Source organism: Collinsella sp. i06-0019-1H4 (genome assembly GCF_042849575.1).
Classification (GTDB): Bacteria; Actinomycetota; Coriobacteriia; order Coriobacteriales; family Coriobacteriaceae; genus Collinsella.
In genome coordinates this window covers 690,321-715,333 of sequence record NZ_BAABYB010000001.1, presented here as the reverse complement: position 1 = coordinate 715,333, position 25,013 = coordinate 690,321, and the positions used below count along the sequence as shown (strand labels likewise).

20 protein-coding genes are annotated in these 25,013 nt (G+C 61.0%); 12 read left to right on the top strand and 8 right to left on the bottom strand.

The window, feature by feature from the left end; all coding sequences use genetic code 11:
- Positions 1-127: 127 nt before the first annotated feature.
- Positions 128-1,690, bottom strand: coding sequence for a cation:proton antiporter (locus ACGHEN_RS03010; RefSeq protein WP_196026051.1), 1,563 nt, complete (start codon positions 1,688-1,690; stop codon positions 128-130).
- A gap of 184 nt (positions 1,691-1,874) precedes the next feature.
- On the opposite strand from ACGHEN_RS03010, the gene ACGHEN_RS03005 reads away from it, so the two are divergent.
- Positions 1,875-5,621: a phosphoribosylformylglycinamidine synthase gene (locus ACGHEN_RS03005; protein ID WP_390397258.1), complete on the top strand. Its 3,747-nt coding sequence runs from the start codon at positions 1,875-1,877 to the stop codon at positions 5,619-5,621.
- Positions 5,622-5,720: 99 nt separating this feature from the next.
- Complete coding sequence (locus ACGHEN_RS03000; RefSeq protein WP_271747521.1) at positions 5,721-6,656, top strand: DMT family transporter; 936 nt, start codon at positions 5,721-5,723, stop codon at positions 6,654-6,656.
- A 191-nt stretch (positions 6,657-6,847) separates the two neighbouring features.
- Here ACGHEN_RS03000 and ACGHEN_RS02995 read toward each other — a convergent pair whose 3' ends face one another.
- The 4 genes from ACGHEN_RS02995 to ACGHEN_RS02980 form a co-directional block, all read right to left on the bottom strand.
- Positions 6,848-7,990, bottom strand: coding sequence for a diguanylate cyclase (locus tag ACGHEN_RS02995; protein WP_225093341.1), 1,143 nt, complete (start codon positions 7,988-7,990; stop codon positions 6,848-6,850).
- A 188-nt stretch (positions 7,991-8,178) separates the two neighbouring features.
- The gene (locus ACGHEN_RS02990) at positions 8,179-9,201 is read right to left on the bottom strand and encodes a 2-keto-3-deoxygluconate permease (RefSeq protein WP_390397257.1); all 1,023 of its coding nucleotides are present in this window, start codon (positions 9,199-9,201) and stop codon (positions 8,179-8,181) included.
- A gap of 140 nt (positions 9,202-9,341) precedes the next feature.
- Positions 9,342-9,665: an AzlD domain-containing protein gene (locus tag ACGHEN_RS02985; RefSeq protein WP_225093339.1), complete on the bottom strand. Its 324-nt coding sequence runs from the start codon at positions 9,663-9,665 to the stop codon at positions 9,342-9,344.
- Positions 9,655-10,347 carry an AzlC family ABC transporter permease gene (locus ACGHEN_RS02980; protein ID WP_225093338.1) on the bottom strand — a complete coding sequence of 231 codons (693 nt, stop codon included), beginning with the start codon at positions 10,345-10,347 and terminating at the stop codon, positions 9,655-9,657. The genes ACGHEN_RS02985 and ACGHEN_RS02980 overlap by 11 nt, the downstream gene beginning before the upstream one ends.
- 137 nt (positions 10,348-10,484) lie before the next feature.
- Between ACGHEN_RS02980 and ACGHEN_RS02975 the strand changes: the two genes are divergently transcribed.
- Positions 10,485-11,297: an HD domain-containing protein gene (locus tag ACGHEN_RS02975; protein WP_390397255.1), complete on the top strand. Its 813-nt coding sequence runs from the start codon at positions 10,485-10,487 to the stop codon at positions 11,295-11,297.
- Here the strand turns inward: ACGHEN_RS02975 and ACGHEN_RS02970 are convergent.
- Genes ACGHEN_RS02970 through ACGHEN_RS02960 form a run of 3 tightly spaced genes read right to left on the bottom strand, consistent with a single transcriptional unit; the run spans position 11,294 to position 14,919 of the window.
- Positions 11,294-12,499: an FAD-binding protein gene (locus ACGHEN_RS02970; RefSeq protein ID WP_390397253.1), complete on the bottom strand. Its 1,206-nt coding sequence runs from the start codon at positions 12,497-12,499 to the stop codon at positions 11,294-11,296. The genes ACGHEN_RS02975 and ACGHEN_RS02970 overlap by 4 nt on opposite strands.
- Positions 12,500-13,315, bottom strand: coding sequence for an electron transfer flavoprotein subunit beta/FixA family protein (locus tag ACGHEN_RS02965; RefSeq protein ID WP_117769804.1), 816 nt, complete (start codon positions 13,313-13,315; stop codon positions 12,500-12,502).
- Between the two features lie 2 nt (positions 13,316-13,317).
- Positions 13,318-14,919, bottom strand: coding sequence for an FAD-binding oxidoreductase (locus tag ACGHEN_RS02960; RefSeq protein WP_390397251.1), 1,602 nt, complete (start codon positions 14,917-14,919; stop codon positions 13,318-13,320).
- A 345-nt stretch (positions 14,920-15,264) separates the two neighbouring features.
- On the opposite strand from ACGHEN_RS02960, the gene ACGHEN_RS02955 reads away from it, so the two are divergent.
- The 9 genes from ACGHEN_RS02955 (at position 15,265) to ACGHEN_RS02915 (ending at position 24,992) form a co-directional block, all read left to right on the top strand.
- Positions 15,265-15,561: a hypothetical protein gene (locus ACGHEN_RS02955; protein WP_055250660.1), complete on the top strand. Its 297-nt coding sequence runs from the start codon at positions 15,265-15,267 to the stop codon at positions 15,559-15,561.
- On the top strand, positions 15,558-16,067 hold the full coding sequence (locus ACGHEN_RS02950; protein WP_390397249.1) for a hypothetical protein: 510 nt from the start codon (positions 15,558-15,560) through the stop codon (positions 16,065-16,067). The genes ACGHEN_RS02955 and ACGHEN_RS02950 overlap by 4 nt, the downstream gene beginning before the upstream one ends.
- An 88-nt stretch (positions 16,068-16,155) precedes the next feature.
- Positions 16,156-16,755 (top strand): hypothetical protein, encoded by a 600-nt coding sequence (locus tag ACGHEN_RS02945; RefSeq protein WP_390397248.1) that lies wholly within the window; start codon positions 16,156-16,158, stop codon positions 16,753-16,755.
- Positions 16,739-16,996: a hypothetical protein gene (locus ACGHEN_RS02940; protein WP_390397246.1), complete on the top strand. Its 258-nt coding sequence runs from the start codon at positions 16,739-16,741 to the stop codon at positions 16,994-16,996. The genes ACGHEN_RS02945 and ACGHEN_RS02940 overlap by 17 nt, the downstream gene beginning before the upstream one ends.
- Positions 16,997-17,037: 41 nt before the next feature.
- Entirely contained in the window at positions 17,038-18,450 is a 1,413-nt protein-coding gene (locus ACGHEN_RS02935) for a hypothetical protein (protein ID WP_390397245.1), read from the top strand.
- Positions 18,451-18,568: 118 nt separating this feature from the next.
- Positions 18,569-19,285, top strand: a complete 717-nt coding sequence (locus ACGHEN_RS02930; RefSeq protein ID WP_199411451.1) for a DUF554 domain-containing protein — start codon at positions 18,569-18,571, stop codon at positions 19,283-19,285.
- Positions 19,286-19,373: 88 nt separating this feature from the next.
- Positions 19,374-21,134: a TerB N-terminal domain-containing protein gene (locus ACGHEN_RS02925; protein ID WP_390397243.1), complete on the top strand. Its 1,761-nt coding sequence runs from the start codon at positions 19,374-19,376 to the stop codon at positions 21,132-21,134.
- Entirely contained in the window at positions 21,127-22,431 is a 1,305-nt protein-coding gene (locus ACGHEN_RS02920; protein ID WP_390397241.1) for an ATP-binding protein, read from the top strand. The genes ACGHEN_RS02925 and ACGHEN_RS02920 overlap by 8 nt, the downstream gene beginning before the upstream one ends.
- Before the next feature lie 116 nt (positions 22,432-22,547).
- Entirely contained in the window at positions 22,548-24,992 is a 2,445-nt protein-coding gene (locus ACGHEN_RS02915) for a DEAD/DEAH box helicase (RefSeq protein WP_390397239.1), read from the top strand.
- Positions 24,993-25,013: the final 21 nt, after the last annotated feature.

Here is a 25,013-nt window from a genome sequence, read left to right as displayed (position 1 = left end):
TCTTTCGGAAACTATGTCCCATTCTGGGCGCGCATTCTGGGACACGCTTTCCGCAACGGGCTTCTCGCGGAAAGCGCATCCCACTCTGGACGCCAATTCCGGGATGCATTTTCCGCGGCGGTGTCGGCTACTTGCCGTCGTCGTCCTCGGCTTCTTCTCTTGCATAGAGCTCCAGCATGCGGCGGCGGTATTCGCGCACGGCGAGCTTGGCGCGCTCCAGGCGGCGACGCTCGCGCGGGGTCAGCTCGGACGGGTCGACCTCATCACCATAGGTCTTATCGGCAAGAAGATGCGCCGCGTCCACGATGCGGGCATCGATGTGGCCGCTCGCCGCCTCGGCGGAAAGACGCTCGGCAATCGTATCGAGCGTAGGCAAGCCCTCGAATACGCGACCATGGCCATGCGAAGTCAGCAGCTCGTGCTCACGTGCGAGCAGGCTCGCCAAATCGTGATGGGCGCGCAGGATGTCGAGCGCATCGGATGGATGCTCGGCAACTTCTGCCACGGCGGCGACCGGCGCGGCGTCGACCACGCGGTAGAAGAGCTGCGCGAGCAACGGCATCAAGAACACCGTGATGGCACCGGCAGCAACCATGACCGACGCAATATCTTGCGACAGCGCGCCCGCGTTGACGGCAACGCTTGTCACGGCAACGATGATCGGCAGGGCCGTGGTGCAGTACAGGGCCACGGTAATGCGACCATACGCCGACACATCACGCGTCGCAGGACAAATGCTCATAGAAATAAGAATGGGCACGGCACGAATAATCAGCAACGCCACGATAAAGCCCACGAGCAGACCCGGGCGCGACGCCACGGCCGTCAGATCGATCTTTGCGCCCGATACGGTAAAGAACACCGGAATCAAAAAACCGTAGGCCAGGCCGTCGAGCTTGGTCTCGAGCGTATGGTTGCCCTCGGGGATGATGTAGCGCAAGACAAAGCCAGCGGCAAAAGAACCCAACACGATGTCGAGATCAAAGACGGCCGAGAACGCCACGAGCGTGACCAGGATGAGCACCGTCAGGCGCACGAAGGTCTGCGACGTGGTATCGGCGCGTTCCTCGACAAACGCAAAGAAGCGGCTGCCGACGCGCTTGGAGCGGCTCGGGACCACGGCCAGCAACACGCAGACCACCGCAAACAAGCCAAGGATTACAAGCGTTTGGATGCCGGTGCGGGCAGACAGCAGCACCGACATGGCAAGCACAGGGCCGAGCTCACCCCAGGTGCCATACGCGAGAATCGAGTCGCCCACGCGCGTGCCGGTGAGCGAGCGCTCACGCATGATGGGCACGAGCGTACCGAGCGCCGTCGAAGTGAGGGCAAGCGTCACGGCGATACCGTCGAAATGACTTACCGAGAACCACGGGGTAAAGCGCACGGCAAGCCAGGCGATACCAAACGTGACGGCCCACGTCGCCAAGCCGTAGCGCCCCTCGACGCCCGTGATGCTCTTGGGGTCGATCTCAAAGCCGGCAAGCAGGAACAAAAAGGCCAGGCCCAGCTCGGACACAAGCGAGACCTCAGCATCTACATGGATGACGCCGAGCATATGGGGTCCCAGCACCGCGCCGAGCACGAGCAAAAAGACCGTCTCGGGAACAGGTTTTCCGGGAATCGCCGAGGCGATGAAGGGACTCGCAAAGGCCACGAGTGCGATGATGGCGAGCGAAACGAATGCCATGTGATGCCTTTCTCTTGTTTGCGCTTCACTGTAGCACCCTCGCCGTCCTCAACGCGCCGCGAGCTGTCGTATCATAGTGAGGTTTACAAACATGTGGCTCAAGGCGACCGCAGGGCAGACCCCGCAAACCGACCGCTGCCGCATACCGTACCGTACGCCCAACCGATCAGGAAGGCAGGAACCAATGGTCTCTCGTATCTACGTGGAGAAGAAACCCGGGTTCGACGTCGAGGCTCAGCAGCTCAAGGGCGAGCTGACCGAAATTCTCGGCATCAAGGGCATCGAGGCCCTGAGGATCATCAACCGCTACGACGTCGAGGGCATCGACGAGGAGCTTTTCCGCTCCTGCGTGCCGACCGTCTTTAGCGAGCCCCAGGTCGATGTGACCTACGACGAACTCCCCGCAAGCGATGGCGCCGTCTTTGCCGTCGAGTTCCTGCCTGGCCAGTTTGACCAGCGCGCCGACTCCGCCAGCGAGTGCGTGCAGCTCATCAGCCAGGGTGAGCGCCCCGCCGTGCGCTCCGCCAAGGTCTATATGATCTCGGGCGCTCTGGACGAGGCCGCCATCGATGCCATCAAGCACTACGTGGTGAACCCCGTCGAGGCTCGCATCGCCTCGCTCGACCTGCCCGAGACGCTGTACATGGAGACCCCCGAGCCCCAGCCCGTCGAGGTGCTCGACGGCTTCCGCGAGCTCGACGAGGCCGGCCTTGCCGCCTTTATCGCCGATCGCGGCCTTGCCATGGACGAGGCAGACATCGCCTTCTGCCAGCAGTACTTCCGCGATGAGGACCGCGACCCCACCATCACCGAGATCCGCGTAATCGACACCTATTGGTCCGACCACTGCCGCCACACCACTTTCGGCACCGTCCTGGACGACGTGACGATCGACGACGCCGTGGTGCAGCAGGCCTTCGACCGCTACATGGAGATGCGCCATGAGCTCGGTCGCGACGCCAAGCCCGTCTGCCTCATGGACATGGGCACCATCGGCGCCAAGTACCTTAAGAAGACCGGCGTCATGACCGATGTCGATGAGTCCGAGGAGATCAACGCCTGCACCGTCAAGGTGAAGGTCGATGTCGATGGCGAGGACCAGGACTGGCTATTCCTCTTTAAGAACGAGACCCACAACCACCCGACCGAGATCGAGCCCTTCGGCGGTGCCGCCACCTGCGTGGGCGGCGCTATCCGTGACCCGCTCTCGGGCCGCAGCTATGTGTACCAGGCCATGCGCGTCACCGGCGCCGGCGACCCCACCGTCCCGGTTTCCGAGACGCTCGAGGGCAAGCTGCCGCAGCGCAAGCTCGTGACTACTGCCGCCGCCGGCTACTCCAGCTACGGTAACCAGATCGGCCTTGCCACCGGTCAGGTCAACGAGCTCTATCACCCCGGCTACGTGGCCAAGCGCATGGAGGTCGGCGCCGTCGTGGGCGCTACCCCGGCAAACCACGTGCGCCGCGAGTGCCCCGCCCCCACCGACAAGATCATCCTGCTGGGCGGCCGCACCGGCCGTGACGGCATCGGCGGTGCCACCGGCTCCTCCAAGACCCAGAACACCGAGTCCATCGAGACCTCGGGCGCCGAGGTCCAGAAGGGCAACGCCCCGGTCGAGCGCAAGCTGCAGCGCCTCTTCCGCCGCGGCGACGCCTGCCGCCTGATCAAGCGCTGCAACGACTTTGGCGCCGGCGGCGTCTCGGTCGCCGTGGGCGAGCTTGCCGACGGCCTGTATGTCGACCTGGACACCGTGACCAAGAAGTACGACGGCCTGGACGGCACCGAGCTCGCTATCTCTGAGTCCCAGGAGCGCATGGCCTGCGCCGTCGCCGACGGTGACGTCGAGGAGTTCATGGGCTACGCCGCCGAGGAGAACCTGGAGGCGACCGTTATCGCCGAGGTTACCGCCGAGCCGCGCATGCGCATGGCCTGGAACGGCGTCGCCATCGTCGACCTGTCCCGCGAGTTCCTCAACTCCAACGGCGCACCCAAGCACCAGGTCGCCCACGTGTGCGCCCGTAGCGTGTGGCAGCCCAGCTGGGCCGGCACCACGCTCGGCGAGCGCATGACCTCGCTTGTCACCGATCTTAACGTCGCCTCCAACAAGGGCCTTTCCGAGCGCTTCGACTCCACCATCGGTGCCGCGACCGTGCTCATGCCCTTTGGTGGCAAGACGCAGCTCACTCCGAGCTCTGCCATGGTCGCCAAGTTCCCCGTGGACGGCGAGACCACCACGGCGAGCGCTATGGCATGGGGCTTCAACCCCTACCTGATGGAGGCCGACCAGTTTGCGGGCGCCTACCTGTCCGTGGTCGAGTCCATCGCCAAGCTCGTTGCCGCCGGCTTTGAGCACAAGCGCGCCTACCTCTCCTTCCAAGAGTACTTCGAGCGTCTGCGCACCGAGGCCGAGCGTTGGGGCAAGCCCATGGCAGCCGTCCTGGGCGCCCTTATGGCCCAGGTCGACCTGGGTGCCGGCGCCATCGGCGGTAAGGATTCCATGAGCGGCTCGTTTGAGGACGAAGCCGGCGAGCTCAACGTTCCGCCGACCCTGATCAGCTTCGCCGTCGCCGTGGGCAAGGCCGCCCGCGCCGTCTCGCCCGAGTTCAAGGGCCTCACGCACCGCGTCGTCCGCATCGCCCCCGCCACCTATGGCGAGGACTACCGTCCCGACGCCCAGCAGTTGCTCGCCGCGTTTGACGCCGTCGAGGCGCTCACCGCCACCGGCGACGCCCTGGCCGTCTCCACGCCCGGCTACGGCTGCGGCGCCGAGAGCCTCTTTAAGATGTGCGTCGGTAACCAGATCGGCATCGAGCTTGGCGATGATGTAGACGTAGAGAGCCTCTTCACCCCGCTCTACGGCAGCTTTATCGTCGAGCTCGCCGAGGATGCCGAGCTGCCCGAGGTCGCCGACGGCGTTGTCGTCGAGCCCCTGGGCACCACCGTCGAGGGCTATGTCATCGACACCGGCTCCGAGGTCATCGAGCTCTCCGAGCTCCAGGAGGCCTGGGAGAGCGGCATCGAGGGCGTCTTTGCCTACCGCAGCGCCGACGAGACCCCCGAGGTCGAGACCATCGACTTCCGTGCCAAGGACATCCACGTGTACAGCGGCGCCAAGATCGCCCGTCCGCGCGTGATCATCCCCGTGTTCCCCGGCAACAACTGTGAGTACGACAGCGCACGTGCCTTCCGCGCAGCCGGTGCCGAAGCCGACACCTTCGTGATCAACAACCTCACGCCCGAGGCCGTCGCCGAGAGCACCCACGAGCTTGCCCGCCGCATCCGTGCAAGCCAGATCGTCATGATCCCCGGCGGCTTCTCGGGCGGCGACGAGCCCGACGGCTCTGCCAAGTTCATCACGGCGTTCTTCCGCGCTCCCGAGGTCACCGAGGCAGTTCGCGACCTGCTCAAGGCCCGCGACGGCCTGATGCTAGGCATCTGCAACGGCTTCCAGGCCCTGGTCAAGCTCGGTCTGGTGCCCTATGGCGACATCGTCGACGCCACGCCCGATGCGCCCACGCTTACGTTCAACACCATCGGTCGCCATCAGAGCCGTCTGGTGCGCACCCGCATCTCGTCCAACCTGTCCCCGTGGCTGTCGCAGTGCAGCCTGGACGACCCCTACACCGTCGCCATCAGCCACGGCGAGGGCCGCTTTGTCGCCAATGACGAAGTGCTCACCCAGCTGATCGCCAACGGCCAGGTCGCCACGCAGTACGTGGGCGAGAACGGCAAGCCCAGCATGGATCTCTCCGTCAACCCCAACGGCTCCGCACTCGCCATCGAGGGCATCACGAGCCCCGACGGCCGCGTCCTGGGCAAGATGGGCCATGCCGAGCGTCGCGGCGACAACCTGTACCGCAACGTGCCCGAGCATGTCCCCGGCGATAAGTTCATGCCGATCTTTGAGAGCGGCGTGGCCTACTTCGCTTAAACCTTTCCCATCAGGTACAATCCCTTCGGGTAACAACACCCGCCACCGACACATCCGGTGGCGGGTTCTTTTTTACTTCGCGCATGTAGGAAGGACATCATGGAAAGCCGCAAGCCGTATCTCGCCACCCTGCCCGGACTCATCCTGGGCTGTCTTGTTTGCTGTGCACTCTGGGGATCGGCCTTTCCCTGCATCAAGATCGGCTACGCACTCTTTAGCATCCCAGCGCACGATAGCGCTTCGCAGCTGCTCTTTGCAGGTTTACGCTTTACGCTTGCCGGCGCCCTGGTTATCGTTGGGATGAGCGCGGCCCAACGCCGCCCCCTCATACCGCAAGCGCGCGACATCAAGCCCATCTTTGTCTTGTCGCTCTTCCAGACTATCGGGCAGTACTTCTTTTTCTATCTGGGCCTCTCGCGCGCCAGCGCCATGTCGAGCTCCATCATCGAGGCCAGCGCCAACTTCCTCGCAATCCTCTTTGCCGCCCTGGCATTTCACACCGAGAAGCTCAATACGGCCAAGGTGCTTGGCTGTGCGCTGGGCTTTGCCGGCGTCGCGCTCGTCAACCTTTCGGGCGCGGACGGCACCTTTGGCTTTACGCTCGACGGCGAGGGCTTTATCTTGGCTTCCACTGTTGCAGGCGCCCTATCGACCTGCCTGATCGGCATCTTCTCGCGCGAGCACGACGGCGTCTTGCTTGCCGGGTGGCAGTTTTTAGTCGGTGGCGTGGTCCTTACCGCCATCGGGTTTTTGATGGGCGGCACGTTGTCCCCCACCGAAATCGCCCCCGCCATCGCGCTCATCATTTATATGGCACTCATTTCCGCCGTCGCGTACTCGCTGTGGTCGCGCCTGCTTGCCGTCAACCCCGTCAGCCGCGTCTCGGTCTTTGGGTTTATGAACCCCGTCTTTGGTGTGGTGCTGAGCGCGCTGCTGCTCGGCGAGGGCGCTGGCACGAGCCCCGTTACCGTCATCGTTGCCCTGCTGTTGGTCTGCGGCGGCATCATCATCGTCAACAAACCCAAAAAAGCCTAGCGAGTTCACCTTTTTAGAGAGGATGTTCGCAAACTTTAGCTTAATGGAGCACACTGGTTCTCGTTGATTTCGTACCGAGTCGCGGCTGCAGACGCCCGTCTTGCCGCACCGCGCCTGGGCATTATGGCCGGTGGCCCCCACAAACGCAAAAAGGGGCGCACGACCATCGCAACGGTCGTGCGCCCCTTTTTCTAGCGAACCTTGATGCCGGATTTCTTTTTGGCATCCTTGATGCGATAGAGCTCCGCATCGGCAGCGCGCAGAAGCTCTTGCCACGTGTTGATCCCATCGCCGTAGCGCGCGTAGCCGATAGACATTCGAAGCGAGTAGGGTGTCTCGGCGCGCGAGAGCTCGTTATTGATCGCCGAACACAGGCGGATAATGTCGTGCTCCGTCACCCCCTTCTGCAGTACGACGAACTCATCACCGCCATAGCGCGCAATAAAGCCGCCGGACGGCGAACAGACGTCCTTGAGTACTGCGGAAACAACCTGAAGAGCATGGTCGCCCTCCACATGTCCATACTGATCGTTAATCTGCTTAAAGCCGTCGGCGTCCATCATGAGCAGATACACATCTTCGGCCTGATCCACATTTGAGAAGAGCGACAGCATATAGGTCTCAAAACGGTTGCGATTGTTGAGGCCAGTCAACGGGTCGGTCGAGATGAGCTGCTCCTGGCAGATGATATAGAGCAGCAACATGCTAATCATTATGCCGACACAAAGGCCAGGCACCGAGTATACGATCTGAAAGGTACCGCCCACCAGGGCCGGAATGGCGAAAAATGCCAAGGTTCGATAGACAGCCTTCGTCTGCAGGCTCTCGACCCTGCGAGATTGCACAAACGCATGCAGGGACGTATGTATAACGTAACAGTAGCTGACAATGGGCTGGATCATATAGGCAAAGCCGCGACGATACACGCCCTGCGAATCGATATAGAACAGGGCGTGCGTCCAGTAACTGGTAAAAGCCAGCACGACCACCAGAGCCGTAGGCAACGTTACAAGCACCACCCTATAGCGCGAGGTCACAAGGTGAGAGCCTTGCATCGTCTCGGAATAGATAAACCAAATGAGACACGCGATGGCGAAGAGCGAAAACGAAACCGCGTTGGAAATCCAGTTGGCTGCAATGCCCAACGTGCCGTCCGCACCATCCGAAAGCGTCCAGATCATATCGAAGAAAATGTAGGCAGCAGACGTGTAGCCCAGCATGCTAAACAAAAGCTGCTGGGTGCTCGAGAACAGGGAGCGACGGCTTCGTACGGCAAGCCCGATAAGAACAATCATGCATAGCAGGAATATCTCAATCTTGAGTGCCTTAACCACTAGACGCCCTCCCTTCAATATCCAAGTGGTCAGAATCGCCCGATTCGTGTCTGGGCAATAAACGCCCCTTTCTCCGCAGGGGTAAGGGGAATAATAGCAGAGCGCCCGAACGTCACTGCAAGACAGCTCTCGTTCGGGCGCTCAAACGGCGCGAGTTGCACGCCGGAATCATTGATGGGTATCGATTGCTACTCGCCATCGATGTCGGTCGCGACAGCCTCTTCGATGGCCTCGACACCGGCAGGCGACAGGTCTTCCTTGCCCTGGCAGAACTTCTTATCGACCCAGCCGGTCAGAATCGGGGCCATGATTGCCGTGATGATGACGGCAGTGGCGATCTGCGCATACGCAGTGGGCGCAAGCTCGGCATAGCGCGGAGCGACCTCGGCGAGGGCGACCGGCGTGGTCATGGCCGTGCCGGCAATGGTGGAACATGCCACAGCCGCCTTACCATTGCCGCCACACAGGCGCTCGAAGGCAAAGGTAATGGAACCGACGATAAAGAGCGTGATGAGGCCCAGCAGGATGCCCGAAATGCCACCGGCGATGAAGCTCGAAAGGCTCATGGACGCACCGAGCTGAAAACCAATTACAGCGATCGCGGGATTGGCGCCGGGAACCAACAGGTTCTTGATAAACGGGAACAAGTTGCCCAGGACCATGCCGATAACAAGCGGCAGGATGGATCCGATGATGGTGCCGACGGGGATGTTGGCGAGACCCGAAACACCAAGGATGATCATCGTGACGGCGGGGCCGGCCGTAAAGAACAGGATACCGACAGCGCCCTGCTCGGACTCGTCGCCGAACTCGCCCATGATACCCGTGTAGAGCGCCATGTTGCAAAACGTAATGCCGCCGATGATTGAGACCGAGCTCAGGCCCAAAAGGTTGTCGTTAAAGAAATACGCAACGCCCAGGCCCAGCGCGGCTGCCACCACAAGCTTAGGAATCAGCACGACGATGCCGGTCTTGATGGCACCCGGTGTGGACTTAAAGCTGATGCCGGCGCCCACGAACAGCAAGATCGCGGCAACGATGGTGTTGGAGCCGCCGCGGCAGGCTGCCGTAAAGAAGCCGCCGATCTCAAAGACCTGTGGGCAAAAGGTATTGAGCAAAAGGCCGACGATCATCGGGTAGATCATGATGTCACCCGGGGTGCGCGGTACCTTGAATTTCTTTTGCTCGTTGGCGGTCGCTCCCTGTGCCATGAAACCCCCTTTTCCGCTGACGCAGAACAAAAGCCCACGTCACGCTTTGCTACAGTAAAGTTTGACCATGGTACCAGAAGAAGCAGACCGCCTCGGTGGGAAATTGGATTCGTTGGCCGGAATGAAAACGCGTCCTGCTCTTATACGAGGCTCAAAACGATATAGAGCACGATGCCCGAAACACAGCACCACAACATTGACTTTGTCTTGATTGCCACCGCCACGACGCCGGCAGCCGCAATCCAGGGAATCAAGCCCTGCCACAAGCCGGCGTCAAAAGCGCCAGGGCTTATCAAATCGTTAGCAACCAGTGCCGCGAAGGCGGCGGGCGGGATATAACCCAAGGCCTCGGTAACGCGGGGCGACAGCGTTCTCCCGCGCAAAGCAAACGCCGGGGCAATGCGGAAAAATGCGATAGCCGCCCATGACGACAGCCACAGGACCAAAAACTCATTAACGGGCATCGCAAGCGCCCCTTCCTTCGGCGAGAGCATCGCACGCAAGCGCCGCGACAACGCCGACGAGCACGCTTACCGGCACGGCGATATTCGTCCACCCCAAGAGCTTGCATATGGCGACGGACACCGCAGCCAAAACGGCAGCTACGATATTGCCGCGCGACAGTCGCTGCGAAAAGAGCAGGCAGATAAAGAGCGATGTGCAGACAAAACCCGCAATAGCGGTGGGAACATCGACAACGGCACCGACGATGGCGCCCGTCGTACACGAAACGCCCCATGTTGCGATGAGGATCACGTTGAGCACAAAGGACTCGAGCGGACCCCAATCCTCCCCTTCAACCAATTTGCCAAGCGAGATGCCATATGCCTCCTCGGTAAGTGTCGCGGCAACAGCCAGCGTCTGACGCTTCGAGGCACCCCTCAGATGCGGTGCGATCGATGCCGAGTAAAGTGCAAAGCGCGAGGAGATTGCGGCGACGCTCGCGACGATCGATGCCGCAGGCACACCTGCCAGCCACAGATTGCAGATCATAAACTGCCCGCTGCCCGTCACGAACGTGCTGCTCAGAGCAAAAACCATCCAGGGTTCCATTCCCGTCTGCGCCATGATCATTCCGCACGGCGCGGCTATCGCAACATAGGTAAGCATCACCGGCCAGATGGTTTTAACGATTTTGAGCACCATAGCGTTCCTCGTCCCGACAAGCTTTCCGAGCCGCATTCAACGACGCGGCAGAATCATCGCCCGGTGGCAATAAAGTTCGCCTACAATTGCCACCGGATCGAAAGACACAGAAAGACACAGCTTTTTAGGAAGTCATTATGACAGCTATCGATCGAACGACGGCAGTCGCGGCCTTCAAGACCTATACCGATGCTTACGATGCCGCCAATCCGCGTATCGCGCTCAAAATCGAGCATACGTACCACGTTGCCGAGGTATGCGATGCCGTGGCGCGCGAACAGGACTGGTCACCGCAGGACATTGACCTAGCGTGGCTTTGCGGCCTGCTACACGATATGGGTCGCTTTGAACAGTTGCGACGCTGGGACACGTTTAAGGATGCCGAGAGTATGAGCCATGCGGCGTTGGGCGTCGAGGTTCTCTTTGGCAAAAACCCTGCAGACGCGCCCGCGACAACAAGTATCCGCGACTTTATCGACGATCCGGCAGAAGACGAGCTCATCCGTGCAAGCATCGCCCACCACAGCGATTTTCGCCTACCCACGGAACTCGACACCCGCACGCGGAACTTCTGCGATATCGTGCGCGATGGCGACAAGATCGACATTATGCGCACCATCGCCGACAGCACCGTCGACACCATCCTCAAGGTTGATGAGGATACATTTCTTACCAGCCACTTCTCGGTACCGACGCTTGCCGCCTTTGACGAACACCGCTGCGTCGCACGCGATGAGCGCGATGAGCCCGCCGACTTCTTGGTGGGGCTTATCTGCTTTATGTTTGAGCTCGTCTATCCAGCAAGCCGCGCGCTGGCGCGCGAACAGGGCGATATCTACCGCCTGCTCGACGCGCCCTTTGGTATCGTGCGGCCCTTTACCGATCCCGCCACGCAAGCGACCTGGGAGCGCTTAAAGGACGAGATGCGCGACTGGCTGGCGCGCGCCTAGCGCTCGAGCTGGGCCAGGAGCTCCTCGACGACTTCGACGGCGTCGCCGACAACTTTGTACTGCGCAGCGCCAAAGATGGGAGCATCCGGGTCCTCGTTGACGGCGATGATGCACTCCGCGCCGCCGATGCCGGCTAGGTGCTGGATAGCACCCGAAACGCCGATGCTCACGAGGAGCTTAGGCGAAACCGACACGCCGGTCTGGCCAATCTGGTGGCGGTACTCCAGCCAACCCGCCTCCACGACGGGACGCGTGCAACCAAGCTCGGCACCCAGCGCATCGGCGAGCTTTCGCATCAGAGGCAGATTCTTCTTGGAGCCAATGCCGCGGCCCACCACGACCAGGCGCTCGGCATCGGCAATTGATGCCTGCTGCCCCCACTCCTCGGCTGGAATCGAGATCTTGACGCGGGCCTTAACATCATCCGCCAGCGATACCTGGGTAATCGTGCCAGAGCGGCCGTAATCAAACTCGGGCGCTCCAAAGATGCCGGGACGCACCGTTGCCATCTGGGGACGATGATTGGGGCAGATAATGGTGGCCATCAAGTTGCCGCCAAACGCCGGGCGCGTCTGCTGCAGTAGGCCCGACTCCGCATCCATCGAAAGCACGGTGCAGTCGGCCGTAAGACCCGTCTGCGAACGCACGGCAACGCCGGGTGCCAGTTCGCGACCAAAAGCGGTTGCACCATATAGGATGGCCTCGGGTTTGCGTTCGGCTGCCAAATCGCAGATCAAGCGGGCGTAGACCTCCGCATCGTTTTGGCGCAGGCGCTCGTCGCGACAGGCCAGGACTTCGTCGGCGCCCGCGCAAACCAGATGCTCCAGGTCCCCAAGCGAGCCCTCGGGGCTCATGCCGACCAGTGCCACCAGACGGCAGCCGCGAGCATCGGCAAGCTCGCGCCCCTTGCCCATGAGCTCGTAGGCCACGGGAGCCACGGCATCGTGCTCGTCAGTCTGCACGAAGACCCAAATGTCTCGATATGCATCAAGGTCCACCGCACCAGCGGCCTCGTCACGCTCGATCGAGATAGCATTGACGGGGCAGGCGTCGACGCACCCACCGCATAGGATGCAGCCGTCAGTTACGCGGGCGCATCGGTTGGGTCGCTCGCCTTCCACTACGATGCCGCCCGAGGCACAGGCGCGAACGCAGCGACCGCAGCCGATACAGGCTTCGCTATCGATAATCAGTCCGCTCATCTATGCCATCCCCTCGATAATCTTGGCAAGCTTTGCCGCCTGCTCGGACGCCGTCCCCTCAACGGCCTCGCACGTTTGGTCACGGTCGGGCACAAACGAGCGCACGACCTGTGTCGGCGACCCGGCAAGACCGCAACGCGCGGGGTCGGCGTTCACGTCGGCGGCACTGACCACGCGCACGTCCGCCTCCTCCGCCGCGCGAATACCGGCAATACTCGGCATACGCAACTGGCCAATCTCCTTGGCAGTCGTCATCGCGCACGGCATCTCAAGGTACACCGTCTCCTCGCCGGCATCGCATCCGTGAACGAGCGCCAGCGAGCCACAGGTCGTAAAGCCCGCGCTCTGCACGCAGCTCACGTCGGTCACGCAGGGAATATCAAAGGCACCGGCAAGCTCGGGACCAATCTGGGCCGTATCGCCATCCACCGCCATCTTGCCGCAGATGAGCAGGTCGAAGTCCTCGTCGAGCGCCTCGATGCCGCACTTGAGGGCATAGGTGGTTGCCAGGGTATCGGCACCTGCAAAGGCGCGATCGGTCAGCAGCAGCGCATCGTCGGCGCCTCGAGCGATGCAGTCGCGCAGCAGCGACTCGGTCGCGGGGATGCCCATCGACACCACCGTCACGCGCACATCCATGCCAAAGCCGATAAAGTCGTCCTTCAGCGCCAGCGCGCATTCCAAAGCGCTCGCATCAAAGGGATTAATGACCGCCTGCTTGCCATCGCGCACGATGGTATTGGTCTTGGGGTCCATCTTGACCTCAGTGCTGCCCGGCACGGCCTTGACGCACACCACCATATGGAAATCGCTCATCTTCACGCGCCCCCTTTCTGGACGAGCTCATCCAAGAGCTTCTCCGAAAACAGGTTACCGCGACCCAGCTGCCCGGCAGGATCGAGCTGGAGCTTGAGCCGCGCCGACTCGACCATGGCCTCGTGACCGTACATCGTCTCCAAGAAGCCCGCCTTGATCTTGCCGACGCCGTGTTCTGCGGAGACGGCACCGCCCATGGCCGTGACCTCGGAAGCCCACTGGGCAAAGAGTTCTGCGCCGCGGCGATAATCCTGTGCATCGCGCGGCAGAATGTTCACATGCAGATGGTTGTTACCGATATGCCCCCAGGCGGCAGATTCAAGCCCACTTTCCGCCAGCGTGCGGCGATAGAGGGCGATAACATCGGCCAAGTGCGCGTTGGGCACCGACATGTCCGAACCCAGTTTGGTGATGGTGGGATCCATGCGGCGGCGCTCGTCGATGAGCATGTTGACGCTCTCGGGCACCGCATGGCGGAAGAATCGCTGACACTCGCGATCGACCTCGGTGCGCGCGACCCAGGTCGCGTCATCGCGGCCGCCCGCAAGCTCCAAAACCCATCCCAGGTGGTACAGCTCCTCAGTCGCTTGAGCCTCGTCGTCGCAGTCGAGTTCCACGTAAATACAGACCTTTGCCTCATCGTCGAGTGCCGGCAGCGAGGCAAACGCGGTCGACTGCTCGCGCTGGCGGCGAAGGATATCCAAGGCGCCGGCATCGAAATACTCAATAGCGGCGGCATGGGACAGCACGGGGCGCACGGAATCGGTAAAGGACACTGCTTTGTCCTCGCTGTCGAAAAAGCAGCTCACGCCCCATACGACCGAAGGTGCCGCCTGCAGGGCGATCTCGAGCTCGGTAATGACGCCGAGTGTGCCGCACGCACCGATGAAAAGATCGATGGCGTCCATATCGTCCGAAACGAAATAACCCGACGCGTTTTTGGTCTTGGGCATGGTATAGCCAGGAAGATCCAGCTCGAGCGCGCGGCCTTCCGCTGTCACGAGCGACAAGTGGCGTGCGTCAGCGTGCGCCTGACCTCGATGAAGCTCAAGCAGGTCGCCGTCCGCCAGTGCCACGTGAAGCCCCGTAACGTGCGGGCGCATGGGGCCGTAGGCGTAACTGCGGGCACCGGAGGCATTGCACGCCGCCATGCCGCCCAGGCAGGCAGATGCCTCGGTGGGATCGGTGGGGAAGAACTGCTCAGGAGCTGCCTGGAACTCCTCATAGGCCTCAAGCGATACCTGATCCCAGTCAGCGGTCGGCAATGCCTTCTTACCCAGTTGCTTGCGCAACTCCGAAAGCACGACGCCCGGCTCCACGCGCAGCAGAAAACGGCCTCGCTCGTCGCGGCGAAGACCCAGGTAGCGATTCATACGAGAAGTGTTGAGGATATGCCCGCCGTGAGGCACGGCGCCGGCAGCCAGACCGGTCCGAGCACCCTGGACCGTTATTGGAACATGCTCGGCATGGAGCTTTCGCAGAATGGCGCGGACTTCGTCCTCCGTTGTCGGAAACGAGATGCTCGACGCCTCGCCCGATGTGCGAGATTCATCGCGACCATATTCTTCGAACTCGTCGCCGAAGGGTTTGATGGCTGCAGACACGCGAACTCCCCCTTTAGTTAACTACAGTGTTTGCAGGGAGATGTTACCGCATCGTTTCGTCGACGTGACTGAGACCGTCTCCATAATTGGCGAATTTTACGTTTGCGCAATTCGGCGAGCGGCGGCGTTTTCTCGGCAGGCGCTCTATTTAACGCGCTCCTTTCCATCGCAGCCACGCATACAATTGGCGCTCGAAAAAACTTGAGATATTTTTTAGCGTCTCTCACCTGCGGCGATGTAAACCCGTCAAGCATTTGGTCAGAAATTGGTCAAGTTGTGGCTGATACGGTCGGCATCGACAGCCAAAACCAATAGAAGGTTTGGCCCAAAAACAGGGAGGTTCCCATGGCATATTACTGGCCCCAGTACGGCATCGCCATCGAAGTTGACGATGACCCATATCTTCTGCCCTTCGATGAGGAGGCATTTCCCGATGCGGCTGTCTATCACGTCACCACCGACGTGATTTGCGATCCCGAATCGTTTTCGGCACTCGCCCACCACATCGCCCACATCCACGACATCAAACTCGACCCAAACTTCGACGAGCTCATCTACTCGCGACGCCTCATGCTCCACATGCTCTTTGGCGCCGATCCGTCCACGTTCGCGCGCGTCTATACCACTAAGGATGCCGCATGAGCGTAAGGAAGCAGTCGAGCCCCCTAGGGTCAAAACATCGAAAAAGGCTCGGCGCCGTCTGTTTGGCCATCGCCTGCGCCCTTATCGCCGTCGGCCTTTACGCTTGGCAGTCAAAGCCTGTCGCCGAGACGGGTGCCTCGGTCACAGCGGCAGAGGGTAAGTCGCGTCAGGAAATCCAGGACGAGCTCGATGCCATCGTCCGCGACAACATGATGACGATCTCGGTCGCACCGGTCGCCCAGCTACAAAAAGGCGGCAAGCTGCGCATCAACGTGCAAAACGTCCAGGATAACAAGTTTCCCCAGCGTTTCCGCGTGATCCAAAACGACGAGACCATCTATGAATCGGGCGTGGTCGAGACCGGCAAGACCGTTGAGACCTGCCCTGCAGGTGACATCAAAGAAGGCGAGGCGTATATCGAGATTCAAGCGCTCGACGCCAAGACCTACGACGTCCATGGCAATCCCACGCGCGTCAAGGTGCGAGTTGCGCAGACAGAAGACTAGACCTGCCACCTGTTATGAAAATGCGCACCCGTGCCGCTTTCGTCTAACCCTCACGGAAACGGTCCGTGACGAATAGAAAGGAACGATTATGGACATCACCAGGAACTTGAATGGGGCCAGGGTGCTCGTCGTGGGCGCAGGGCTGGCGCTCGCACTCGCAATGGGCGCCGCGCCGACCACCGCCCTGGCGGAGGGACGCACTGGAACCACCAACGTGACCATCAGGACCGAAATCGACAACATCAAGTTCAAAGCCCCGACCGTCATTCCGTTCGTCGCTAAGGCAGACGGCACGCTCCAGGGCCCTTCCGAGAATACAACCACCATCGACAATCTTTCGGCCTATGGCATCCACGTTACCAACATGAAGATTGCCGCCCAGAAGTCCTGGAGCATCGTCGCCGACGCCAAGACGGGGACCGCCCAGAACTCCATCGATTTTAAGGTCGGCCCAGACAAGGCACTCCAAGACGCCCACGCCGCGACGCAGGAAGCGGGCCTCGACCTTTCCAAAAATGCATCCTTCGACATGGGCTACCAGGGCATCGCCGATGGTACGGACAAGATTAAGCTTAAGACGAGCGGCACTGTCGCCCGCGTCACGCGAGACATCTTCCATGTGACCGGCACGGGCGACCAGGTCGCAACCATTACGTGGACGGTCGAGCCCGGTGCGCACACGGCCTAAGGCAATTGTCCTTGCCGTCATCATCGGCGTTGTAACGTTTGCCCCGATCGCCGCCTTTGCCCAACAAGAGCAAGCGCAGGCTGCCACGCAAGTGACTGTCGATCTATCGGAGCTCGAACGCAGTGGCCAACATGAACCCCTCGCGCAAACGGGCGACACGCGACAGCTCCTGGCAGCAGGAATCGCCACGGCAGGCGCTAGCGCCATCGGCCTTGGCCTGCACATCAAACGCAGCCGGTAGCCACACGAATCGAGACCGTCCAGCATAGGTAAGGAGAACCCATGGCATCAAAGAACCTTTTGCCCGTTGCCGCGCTCTGTAGTGCGCTTGCCACCGGCATGCCCGTTGCCGCTCTAGCGACACCCGCCGTGGACGCCCCCTTACCTGCCGTCAACTGTCTCGCCACAAACCAGATGAGCACCATCGCGCGCCAACGCTTCTCGCTTGCGCAGGCAAGCATTTCGGCCTCGGGGTGCCTCCGTCGCTGCACGAACAGCTCGATAGTCGTGGATACCGAGCACTCGAGCACAGCGGACGGCCCCCTAACGGGATGCGTTATCTGCACATGGCGCGCAGCTGCAACTGATGCCGATGGCGATTCCTGCGACGTGGAGCTGTGCCTCGACATCACCCTGTCCGATGACTCGGCGGACGGGGCAACAGTCGCCTTCGACAGCACGTTTTTCGAAAACGGAGGGGGTGTATGCCTGGGCTGCGTCCCCTCGAGCGCCGATGGCACGCAGCCCGCTATCTCATTCACCGCATCGCTGAAAATGACCAAGGCGGGCACCGACGCCACGGCAAATGGCGAGATCGCTCTGATGTTCTACGCGAGCGGCACAGAAAGCCAGGAGATTCGGGGCAAACAGCGGACCGGATCGCTCAGCCTGACGCGAGGGGCAGACCCCGGTCCTGTCGATATCAGTGCCGAAACGCAAGATGTGCATCACGTCCTTGTCGATCCGGCGCTCCTCGAGATGGAATGGAGCGGAGTAGGAGCGGTCGGACTCGCCCCCTCGACGGGTGACATCGCAAGCGACTCCAGCGAGAGCAGCGGTGAAATAGCGCCTGGGGACAATGGCGCACCCGGCGGCATAACACCGCCATCGAGCGGTCCTTCAGCCACTTTCAGCGAGCCAAGCGAAACAGCCACCGCAGTGGGCGGCACGCAAGCTGGCGAAAACTTGGGGTGTCCCATGCCGGCAGACATCGACGAGGGCAATTGTTGCATGATGGTCGCGCTCGACCGCACGGAAACCGTCGACGCCGCGAGCATTGAGGTCACCGCTGCCGATAAGCCCGTCCGCAAAGCAGCCATTATCGCATTCCCTAAAACCGTCGAAGTTGTTTTTCTGCCATCGGGCGAGGTCGTAGCCCCCACCTTGCTCACCTTGCTTGGGGCAAAGGGCACGGCCAACCAAATCGACAACCTCACGGTCGCCGACCCTGCGACCACCGCAAAACTGCACCTGTATGCCGTAACCTCGGACGGAGGCAAAACCGAGGAATTCGACGGTGAGAACCTCCTGAATAACCGGATACTCCATAAAATGGAAGACGTCTCGTATCAAATTGAGCTCGTGGGATTTGACCGAGCTCGAGATGCCGATATCATCGCCGCGGCCATTGAGTCCCCGCAGCGACTCATGACGCTGTGCTTCGATTACAGCCCCTATGTCGTGATGGGAGGCTGAGGCTTGGGCACCAAATGCCGTCATTAATACCACTTATATAACGTATAGGATGAGGCATGACGCACCCTGCAGCCCGTTCTGCTACGATTGCCAGGTTGGCATCAATATGGGAGGGTTCATGCCGGGTTTGGGAACGGTCATCAACGTCGCACTTTTGATTGCGGGCGGACTGCTGGGCCTTATAGGCGGACGCTTTATCACACCCCGCATCCAAGACACGCTCATGAAGGCGTCGGGGCTGTGCGTTTTGTTTATCGGACTGGGCGGCACCATGCAAAAGATGCTCGTCATTGACGGGAAAGCGCTGGAGACCACCGGCACCACCATGCTCATCGTCTCGTTTGCCCTCGGCTCGCTCATCGGCGAGGCCGTTAACCTGGAAGCCGGCATCGAAAACCTGGGCGAATGGCTCAAGCGCAAAACCGGCAGCGAGGGAGACAACGAGTTCACCAATGCCTTTGTCTCGACATCGCTGACCGTCTGCATCGGTGCCATGGCTATCGTGGGATCAATCCAAGACGGCTTGCTCGGCGACTGGTCCACGCTTGCCCTCAAGGGCGCGTTGGACTGCATCATCGTCTGCACCATGACGGCTTCGCTCGGCCGCGGCTGCATCTTCTCCGCCCTGCCCGTTGCCGTATTCCAGGGAACGATTACGCTGTTTGCCGGCGCGCTCTCCCCCATCATGACCGCCGCCGCCCTCGACAGTCTATCGCTCGTGGGCTCTATACTCATCTTCTGCGTCGGCGTCAACCTCATCCGTCCTCAGACCTTCCGCACGGCCAATATGCTCCCCTCCGTTGTCATAGCCGTCATCTACGCCCTCCTGTTCTAAATCTATCTACGTAGCGGTATCTCGAACACCTGTTTGATGCTGTGCTATGATATGAGGTCACCGAAGCTGCGTTAGGAGAGGAGAGACGGTGGCCGACCAGGACATCAAGATGCTCATCGAGCGCATTATGGCCGAGGCCCGGACCCATCAGTCTGCTCGCTTCTCAAACGAAGTCTATGCTGACGAGCCGATTCTCAAGACCGGCCGACAGATGCAGAATTTCCTTCCCGACCAGTACCGCAAGATGCGCGAGATATCGCGCTGGCAGGATGACCCCAAAGGCGGTGCGGGTCGCTGGCTTTCGGAAGCCGAGCTCTTCTACCGTCAAGGCCTGCTGATGGCCGACTTTGAGGACGACTGCCCCTACAACGGTACGTTCAAGTCGTACTTTCCCACCTATAACGCCATGAGCGATCGGCAGTTGCGTGGCTATTTTACCTGGCGTGCCCAAGTGCGCCGCGGAACCATCGAGGAAACGTCTACGTCCTTTGCCTTCCTGTATCTCTATGAGCTGATCTGCGGCATTGGCGTAGATGACCCACTTGATGGTTTTAAAAAGATCAAGGCTTTTTGGGATGCCTATCGTGCCTTCGAGCCCGGCATCGACCGGTTTGCACGCGTGTGGTTGCAAGATTACGCCGTGTTCCACGGGCTCGACCCCGAGCTGCTTCGCGACTCTAAAACCGTCGCATTCGACAACGCCCTCATCGAACTGCGGCGTGCGGCGCGAGACCTTGCGCCCGCGCCGACGCCGTCAGACCTGGCGCCTGCGCGTCGCAAGACCTCCAAGCCTACGCTCCCCCTTCCGCCCGACGAGGCGCGCGAGGAGCGACTCATGGCCGCCATCAATGCCCTCTCCACGTATAACCTCAATAACTCAAGACTCGATCGCGGCCACCATCGCGATCTACGCCACGTGGCATGCGCCGTGTATGTCCGTATGGCGCGCTACTATGACACGCACCGAAAGACCGGCATCGTAGCGAGCTTGTTTGGGGAGGAGACGGCCATGCCCTACACCATGTTTGCCTCGGCCGTGTTCTTTGCGCCCGAGCGCCACGAGGACTGCGAATATCGCCTGGACCCCATTCACATCTATCGCTGCCAAAATGGCTTTTGGGAATGCATGCGCATCCACGGCAGCAGACAAAAAAGTAGCAAGCTCGGTGAGATGATGCGCGCCTGCGACCAACGCCTGCGCCTGGCCCTAGACCCCACCCATCCCCTAAAGGAGGAGAAGGTCCCCAAATATCTGGCCAAGATCATCGATGACGAGATCGTGGCATGGCTTTCGTGGGACGCCGCGCACCAGCCTGTCAAGATCGATATCGATTTGAGTCAGCTGGGGCACATTCGGAGCGCCGCCGCGCAAACGCGTGAAGCGCTTTTGATTGATGAGGAGCGCGAGGACGATGTGCCCACAGAGATCGATACGGCGGAATCCGAGCAACCGGAAGCCAAGCCCGCGGCCGACGTGATGGCCGAGCCGATCGCGGCGCCCACGGAGCGCAACGAAGCCGACGAGCCAACCATTTCCACCGAACAGTTTGGTGTCGTGGCACCGCTTCTCGCGCCGACGCCCGTGTTCGCAGCTGCTGCGCCCGCTGACGCTGCGAACGAACTCACGCCTGCCGCAGACGCCTATCTCCGCGCGCTGCTCGAGCAGGACACGGCACAGACGGAATCGGCAGTGGAGAGGTCGGTTCAGAGCGAGGACATGCTCGTCGATAGCATCAATGAGGCGCTCTTTGACCTGGTGGGTGACACCGTAATTGAATTTGGCGCGGCAGGACCGCACATTATCGAGGACTACGAAGCAGACGTGAGAGGATACCTAGACTATGAGTGATACCGCATCCGCAGCACCCCGCGTGCCCAAGCGCGTCGCCGCCGTCATTCTCAACTCGCTCAAGGGCGGCGTGGTCCCGCGCATCGGCCTTCCCTACATCACCGTAGGGCGCGAGGTCGAAATCCGCGCCCTGCTCACCGACCTGAGTCTCATCGCCGACGGCGGCGCGAGCTTCCGCTTTCTGGTCGGTCGCTACGGAGCCGGCAAGAGCTTTTTGCTCCAGACCATCCGCACGCACGCCATGGGCGAGGGATTCGTCGTCGCCGATGCCGACCTGTCGCCCGAGCGCCGCCTACAGGGCGGCCAGGGACAGGGCCTTGCCACCTACCGTGAGCTCATCCGCAACATATCGACCAAGACGCGCCCCGAGGGCGGTGCGCTCAACCTAATCCTCGATCGCTGGGTCGCCTCGTGTGCCGATGCCGATGAGTCTGCCGTCAATGCCCAACTGGCCCCGCTCGAGGAAATGGTCCACGGCTTCGACTTCGCCCGCATGCTCCGCCGCTACCGCACGGCAGTATCCGAGGGCGACGAAGAAGCTATGAGCCGCGTGACCAAATGGATTCGCGGCGAGTACCGCACCAAGAGTGAGGCACGCGCCGAGCTGGGCTCCTCGACCATCATCAGCGATGACGACTGGTACGACTACGTTAAGCTCATTGCGCGCTTTTTGGTCTGCAGCGGCTACAAGGGCATGCTGGTGCTCATCGACGAGCTCGTGAATCTGTATAAGATTCCCAACGCCATCACGCGCCAATACAACTACGAGAAGATCCTGACCATGTACAACGACACGCTCCAGGGCAAGGCGCAGTACCTGGGCATGATCATGGGCGGCACGCCAACCTCCATCGAAGACCGCCGCCGTGGCGTGTTCTCCTACGAGGCCCTGCGAAGTCGACTCGCTCAGGGCCGCTTTGCACGCGAGGACCTTAAGGACATGCTCGCGCCCATCATCCGCCTGCAGCCACTCACCTACGAGGAATTGCTGGTGCTGATCGAAAAACTCATGCAGATCCATGCCGGATACTTTGGCTGGACGCCCACGCTTACCGAGAACGACTTGGTAGACTTTCTCAAGATTGAGTTTGGCCGCGTGGGAGCCGATACGCACCTGACGCCGCGTGAGGTCATCCGTGACTTTATCGAGCTGCTCGATATCCTGTGCCAGAACCCCGATGCAAACGTGGCCGAGTTGCTGCAAAGCGTCGGCGGCGACGCGCTGGCACCGGCAGCCGCAACAGGCGACACCGGCACCGCAGACGGCGACCGCAACTTCGCCGAATTCACCATCTAACCTGCCAAAAAGGGACAGGTCTATTTTGGCAGCTTTTATCTGCACAAACGTTGAGACAGCAATGCAGCAAACCATTGCCAACCGCATTGAGAGGTTCGTATTTGAGGGGAGGCCCCGTGAACGCCTTTGACCGATATGCTCCGTTTATCCAAGACTTCATCTACTCCCACGATTGGGAGAGTCTGCGCTCTATCCAGGTTGCGGCGGCAGATGCCATCTTTAACACACAAGACAATGTGCTCCTAACGGCATCCACAGCTTCCGGCAAAACCGAGGCAGCCTTCTTTCCCATCCTGACCGAGTTTTGGGAGAACCCGCCCGCGAGCGTGGGCGCCCTCTACATCGGCCCCCTCAAAGCGCTCATCAATGATCAGTTCGTCCGCCTCAACGACCTCTGCGAAGAGGCCGATATCCCTGTCTGGCACTGGCATGGCGATGTCTCGCAGTCGCACAAGGCTAAGCTCATTAAAAAACCGAGCGGCATCCTGCAGATTACACCCGAGTCACTCGAAGCGCTTTTAATCCATAAGCACATGGCGATCCCGCGCATGTTTTGCGACCTGCGCTACGTGGTCATCGATGAGGTCCACTCGCTCATGCGCGGCGACCGTGGCGGACAAACGCTCTGCCTTATCGAGCGACTCTCGCGCATGGCCGGCGTGCAGCCTCGCCGCATTGGCCTTTCGGCTACCATCGGCGACCCCGAGCGCACGGGCGCTTTTCTCTCACAGGGAACGGGGCGCGACTGCGTTATCCCCCGCTTTGAAGAACCGCGCCGCGTGTGGCGCATCTCCATGGAGCACTTCTACAACTCGGGCCCCCAGGCGCAGCAGCGGGGATTCCTGGGTACAGGTCCTCAAGAGGCCGAAGTGCTTGCGTGCGAGCGCATCGATGCGGCGGCATCCGCGGCACTGCCCGCCGGCGCCCAAGACATGCGTCACAGCGGACAGCTCACACAAGAGGAGCGCCGTCAACGTCGTGAGCGGGCACAGGGCAAGGCCGCTCCCAAGGACCGCCAAGCTTCCTCGGCCCCCGAGGGCAAAGTCGACATCCCCCAAGCACCCGAACAGGCATTACTCAACCCCACCGATACAGCACCAGACAACGCCGACCCCGGTATGGGATATATCTTAGAACACACGCGCGGCCGAAAGTGCTTGGTCTTTGCCAACTCGCGCGAGGAGGCAGAGGCCGTATGCTCCATGCTGCGTAGCTACTGCGAGAGCCGGCACGAGCCCGACCGCTTCCTTATCCATCACGGCAACCTCTCGGCATCGCTACGCGAGACGGCAGAAGAGCTCATGCGCGACGAGGAACAGGCACAGACAACCGTCACCACCTCCACGCTGGAGCTCGGCATTGATATCGGTCGCCTGGAGCGCGCGTTCCAGATCGATGCACCGTTTACCGTCAGCTCCTTTTTGCAGCGCATGGGACGCACGGGACGCCGCGATCTTCCGCCCGAGATGTGGTTTGTCATGCGCGAGGAAGAGCCCGAGCCGCGCACGATGATGCCTGAAACGATACCTTGGAAGCTCCTCCAGGGCATCGCGCTCGTACAACTCTATCGCGAGGAAAAGTGGGTCGAGCCGCCCGAGCTCGATCGACTCCCCTACAGCCTGCTCTATCACCAGACCATGTCGACCCTCGCCAGCACCGGCGAACTCACGCCTGCCGAACTTGCCCAGCGCGTGCTCACGCTCAGCTATTTCCACCGCGTCTCGGCCGATGACTATCGCGTACTGTTGCGCCACCTCATCAAGATCGACCACATCCAGGTCACCGAGGGCGGTGGGCTCATTGTGGGCCTCGCGGGCGAGCGCATCATTAACAACTTTAAGTTTTACGCCGTGTTCCAGGAAAACGAGGAGTTCACCGTTCGCAGCGAGTCGGCCGAGTTGGGCACGATCGTCAATCCGCCACCGCCCGGTGAGCGCATCGCCATCGCCGGACACTGCTGGATTGTCGAGGAAGTGGACTGGAAGCGTCATACCGTCTTTGCCACGCAGGTCAAGGGCCGGGTGCCGGCCTACTTTGGCGACTGTCCCGGTGACATCAATACACACGTACTCGAGCGCATGCGCAAGGCGCTCAACGAACACGCCGCGTATCCGTACCTTATGGGTAACGCACGGGCCCGCCTTGCGCAGGCTCGTCATACGGCCGAGATTTTGGGCGCGGGAACTAAACCGCTCATTAACCTGGGCGGCGATACCTGGGTGCTCTTCCCCTGGCTGGGCAGCTACGCCTTTTTGGCCCTCGAGCGCATGCTCAAGATTAAATGTGCCGCGGAGTTGGGCCTTCGCGGACTCGACCCATCACGCCCGTACTTTATGCAGTTTAAGATGAAGGCCGACGAGGAGACGTTCTTTGAGGTGCTCGCCGCCGAGGCCGAGAAGGGCTTCGATCCCATCGAGCTCGTCTATCCCGGCGAGGTGCCTTATTTTGACCGCTACGACGAGTTTGTTCCCGAAGAGCTCGTGCGCAAGGGCTTTGCCGAAGGCGTGCTCGACATAGAGGGCATGAAGCAGCGTGTCTGCAGCTGGAGCGACCACGCCTAAGACCCGTCTTTTTGGGACGGA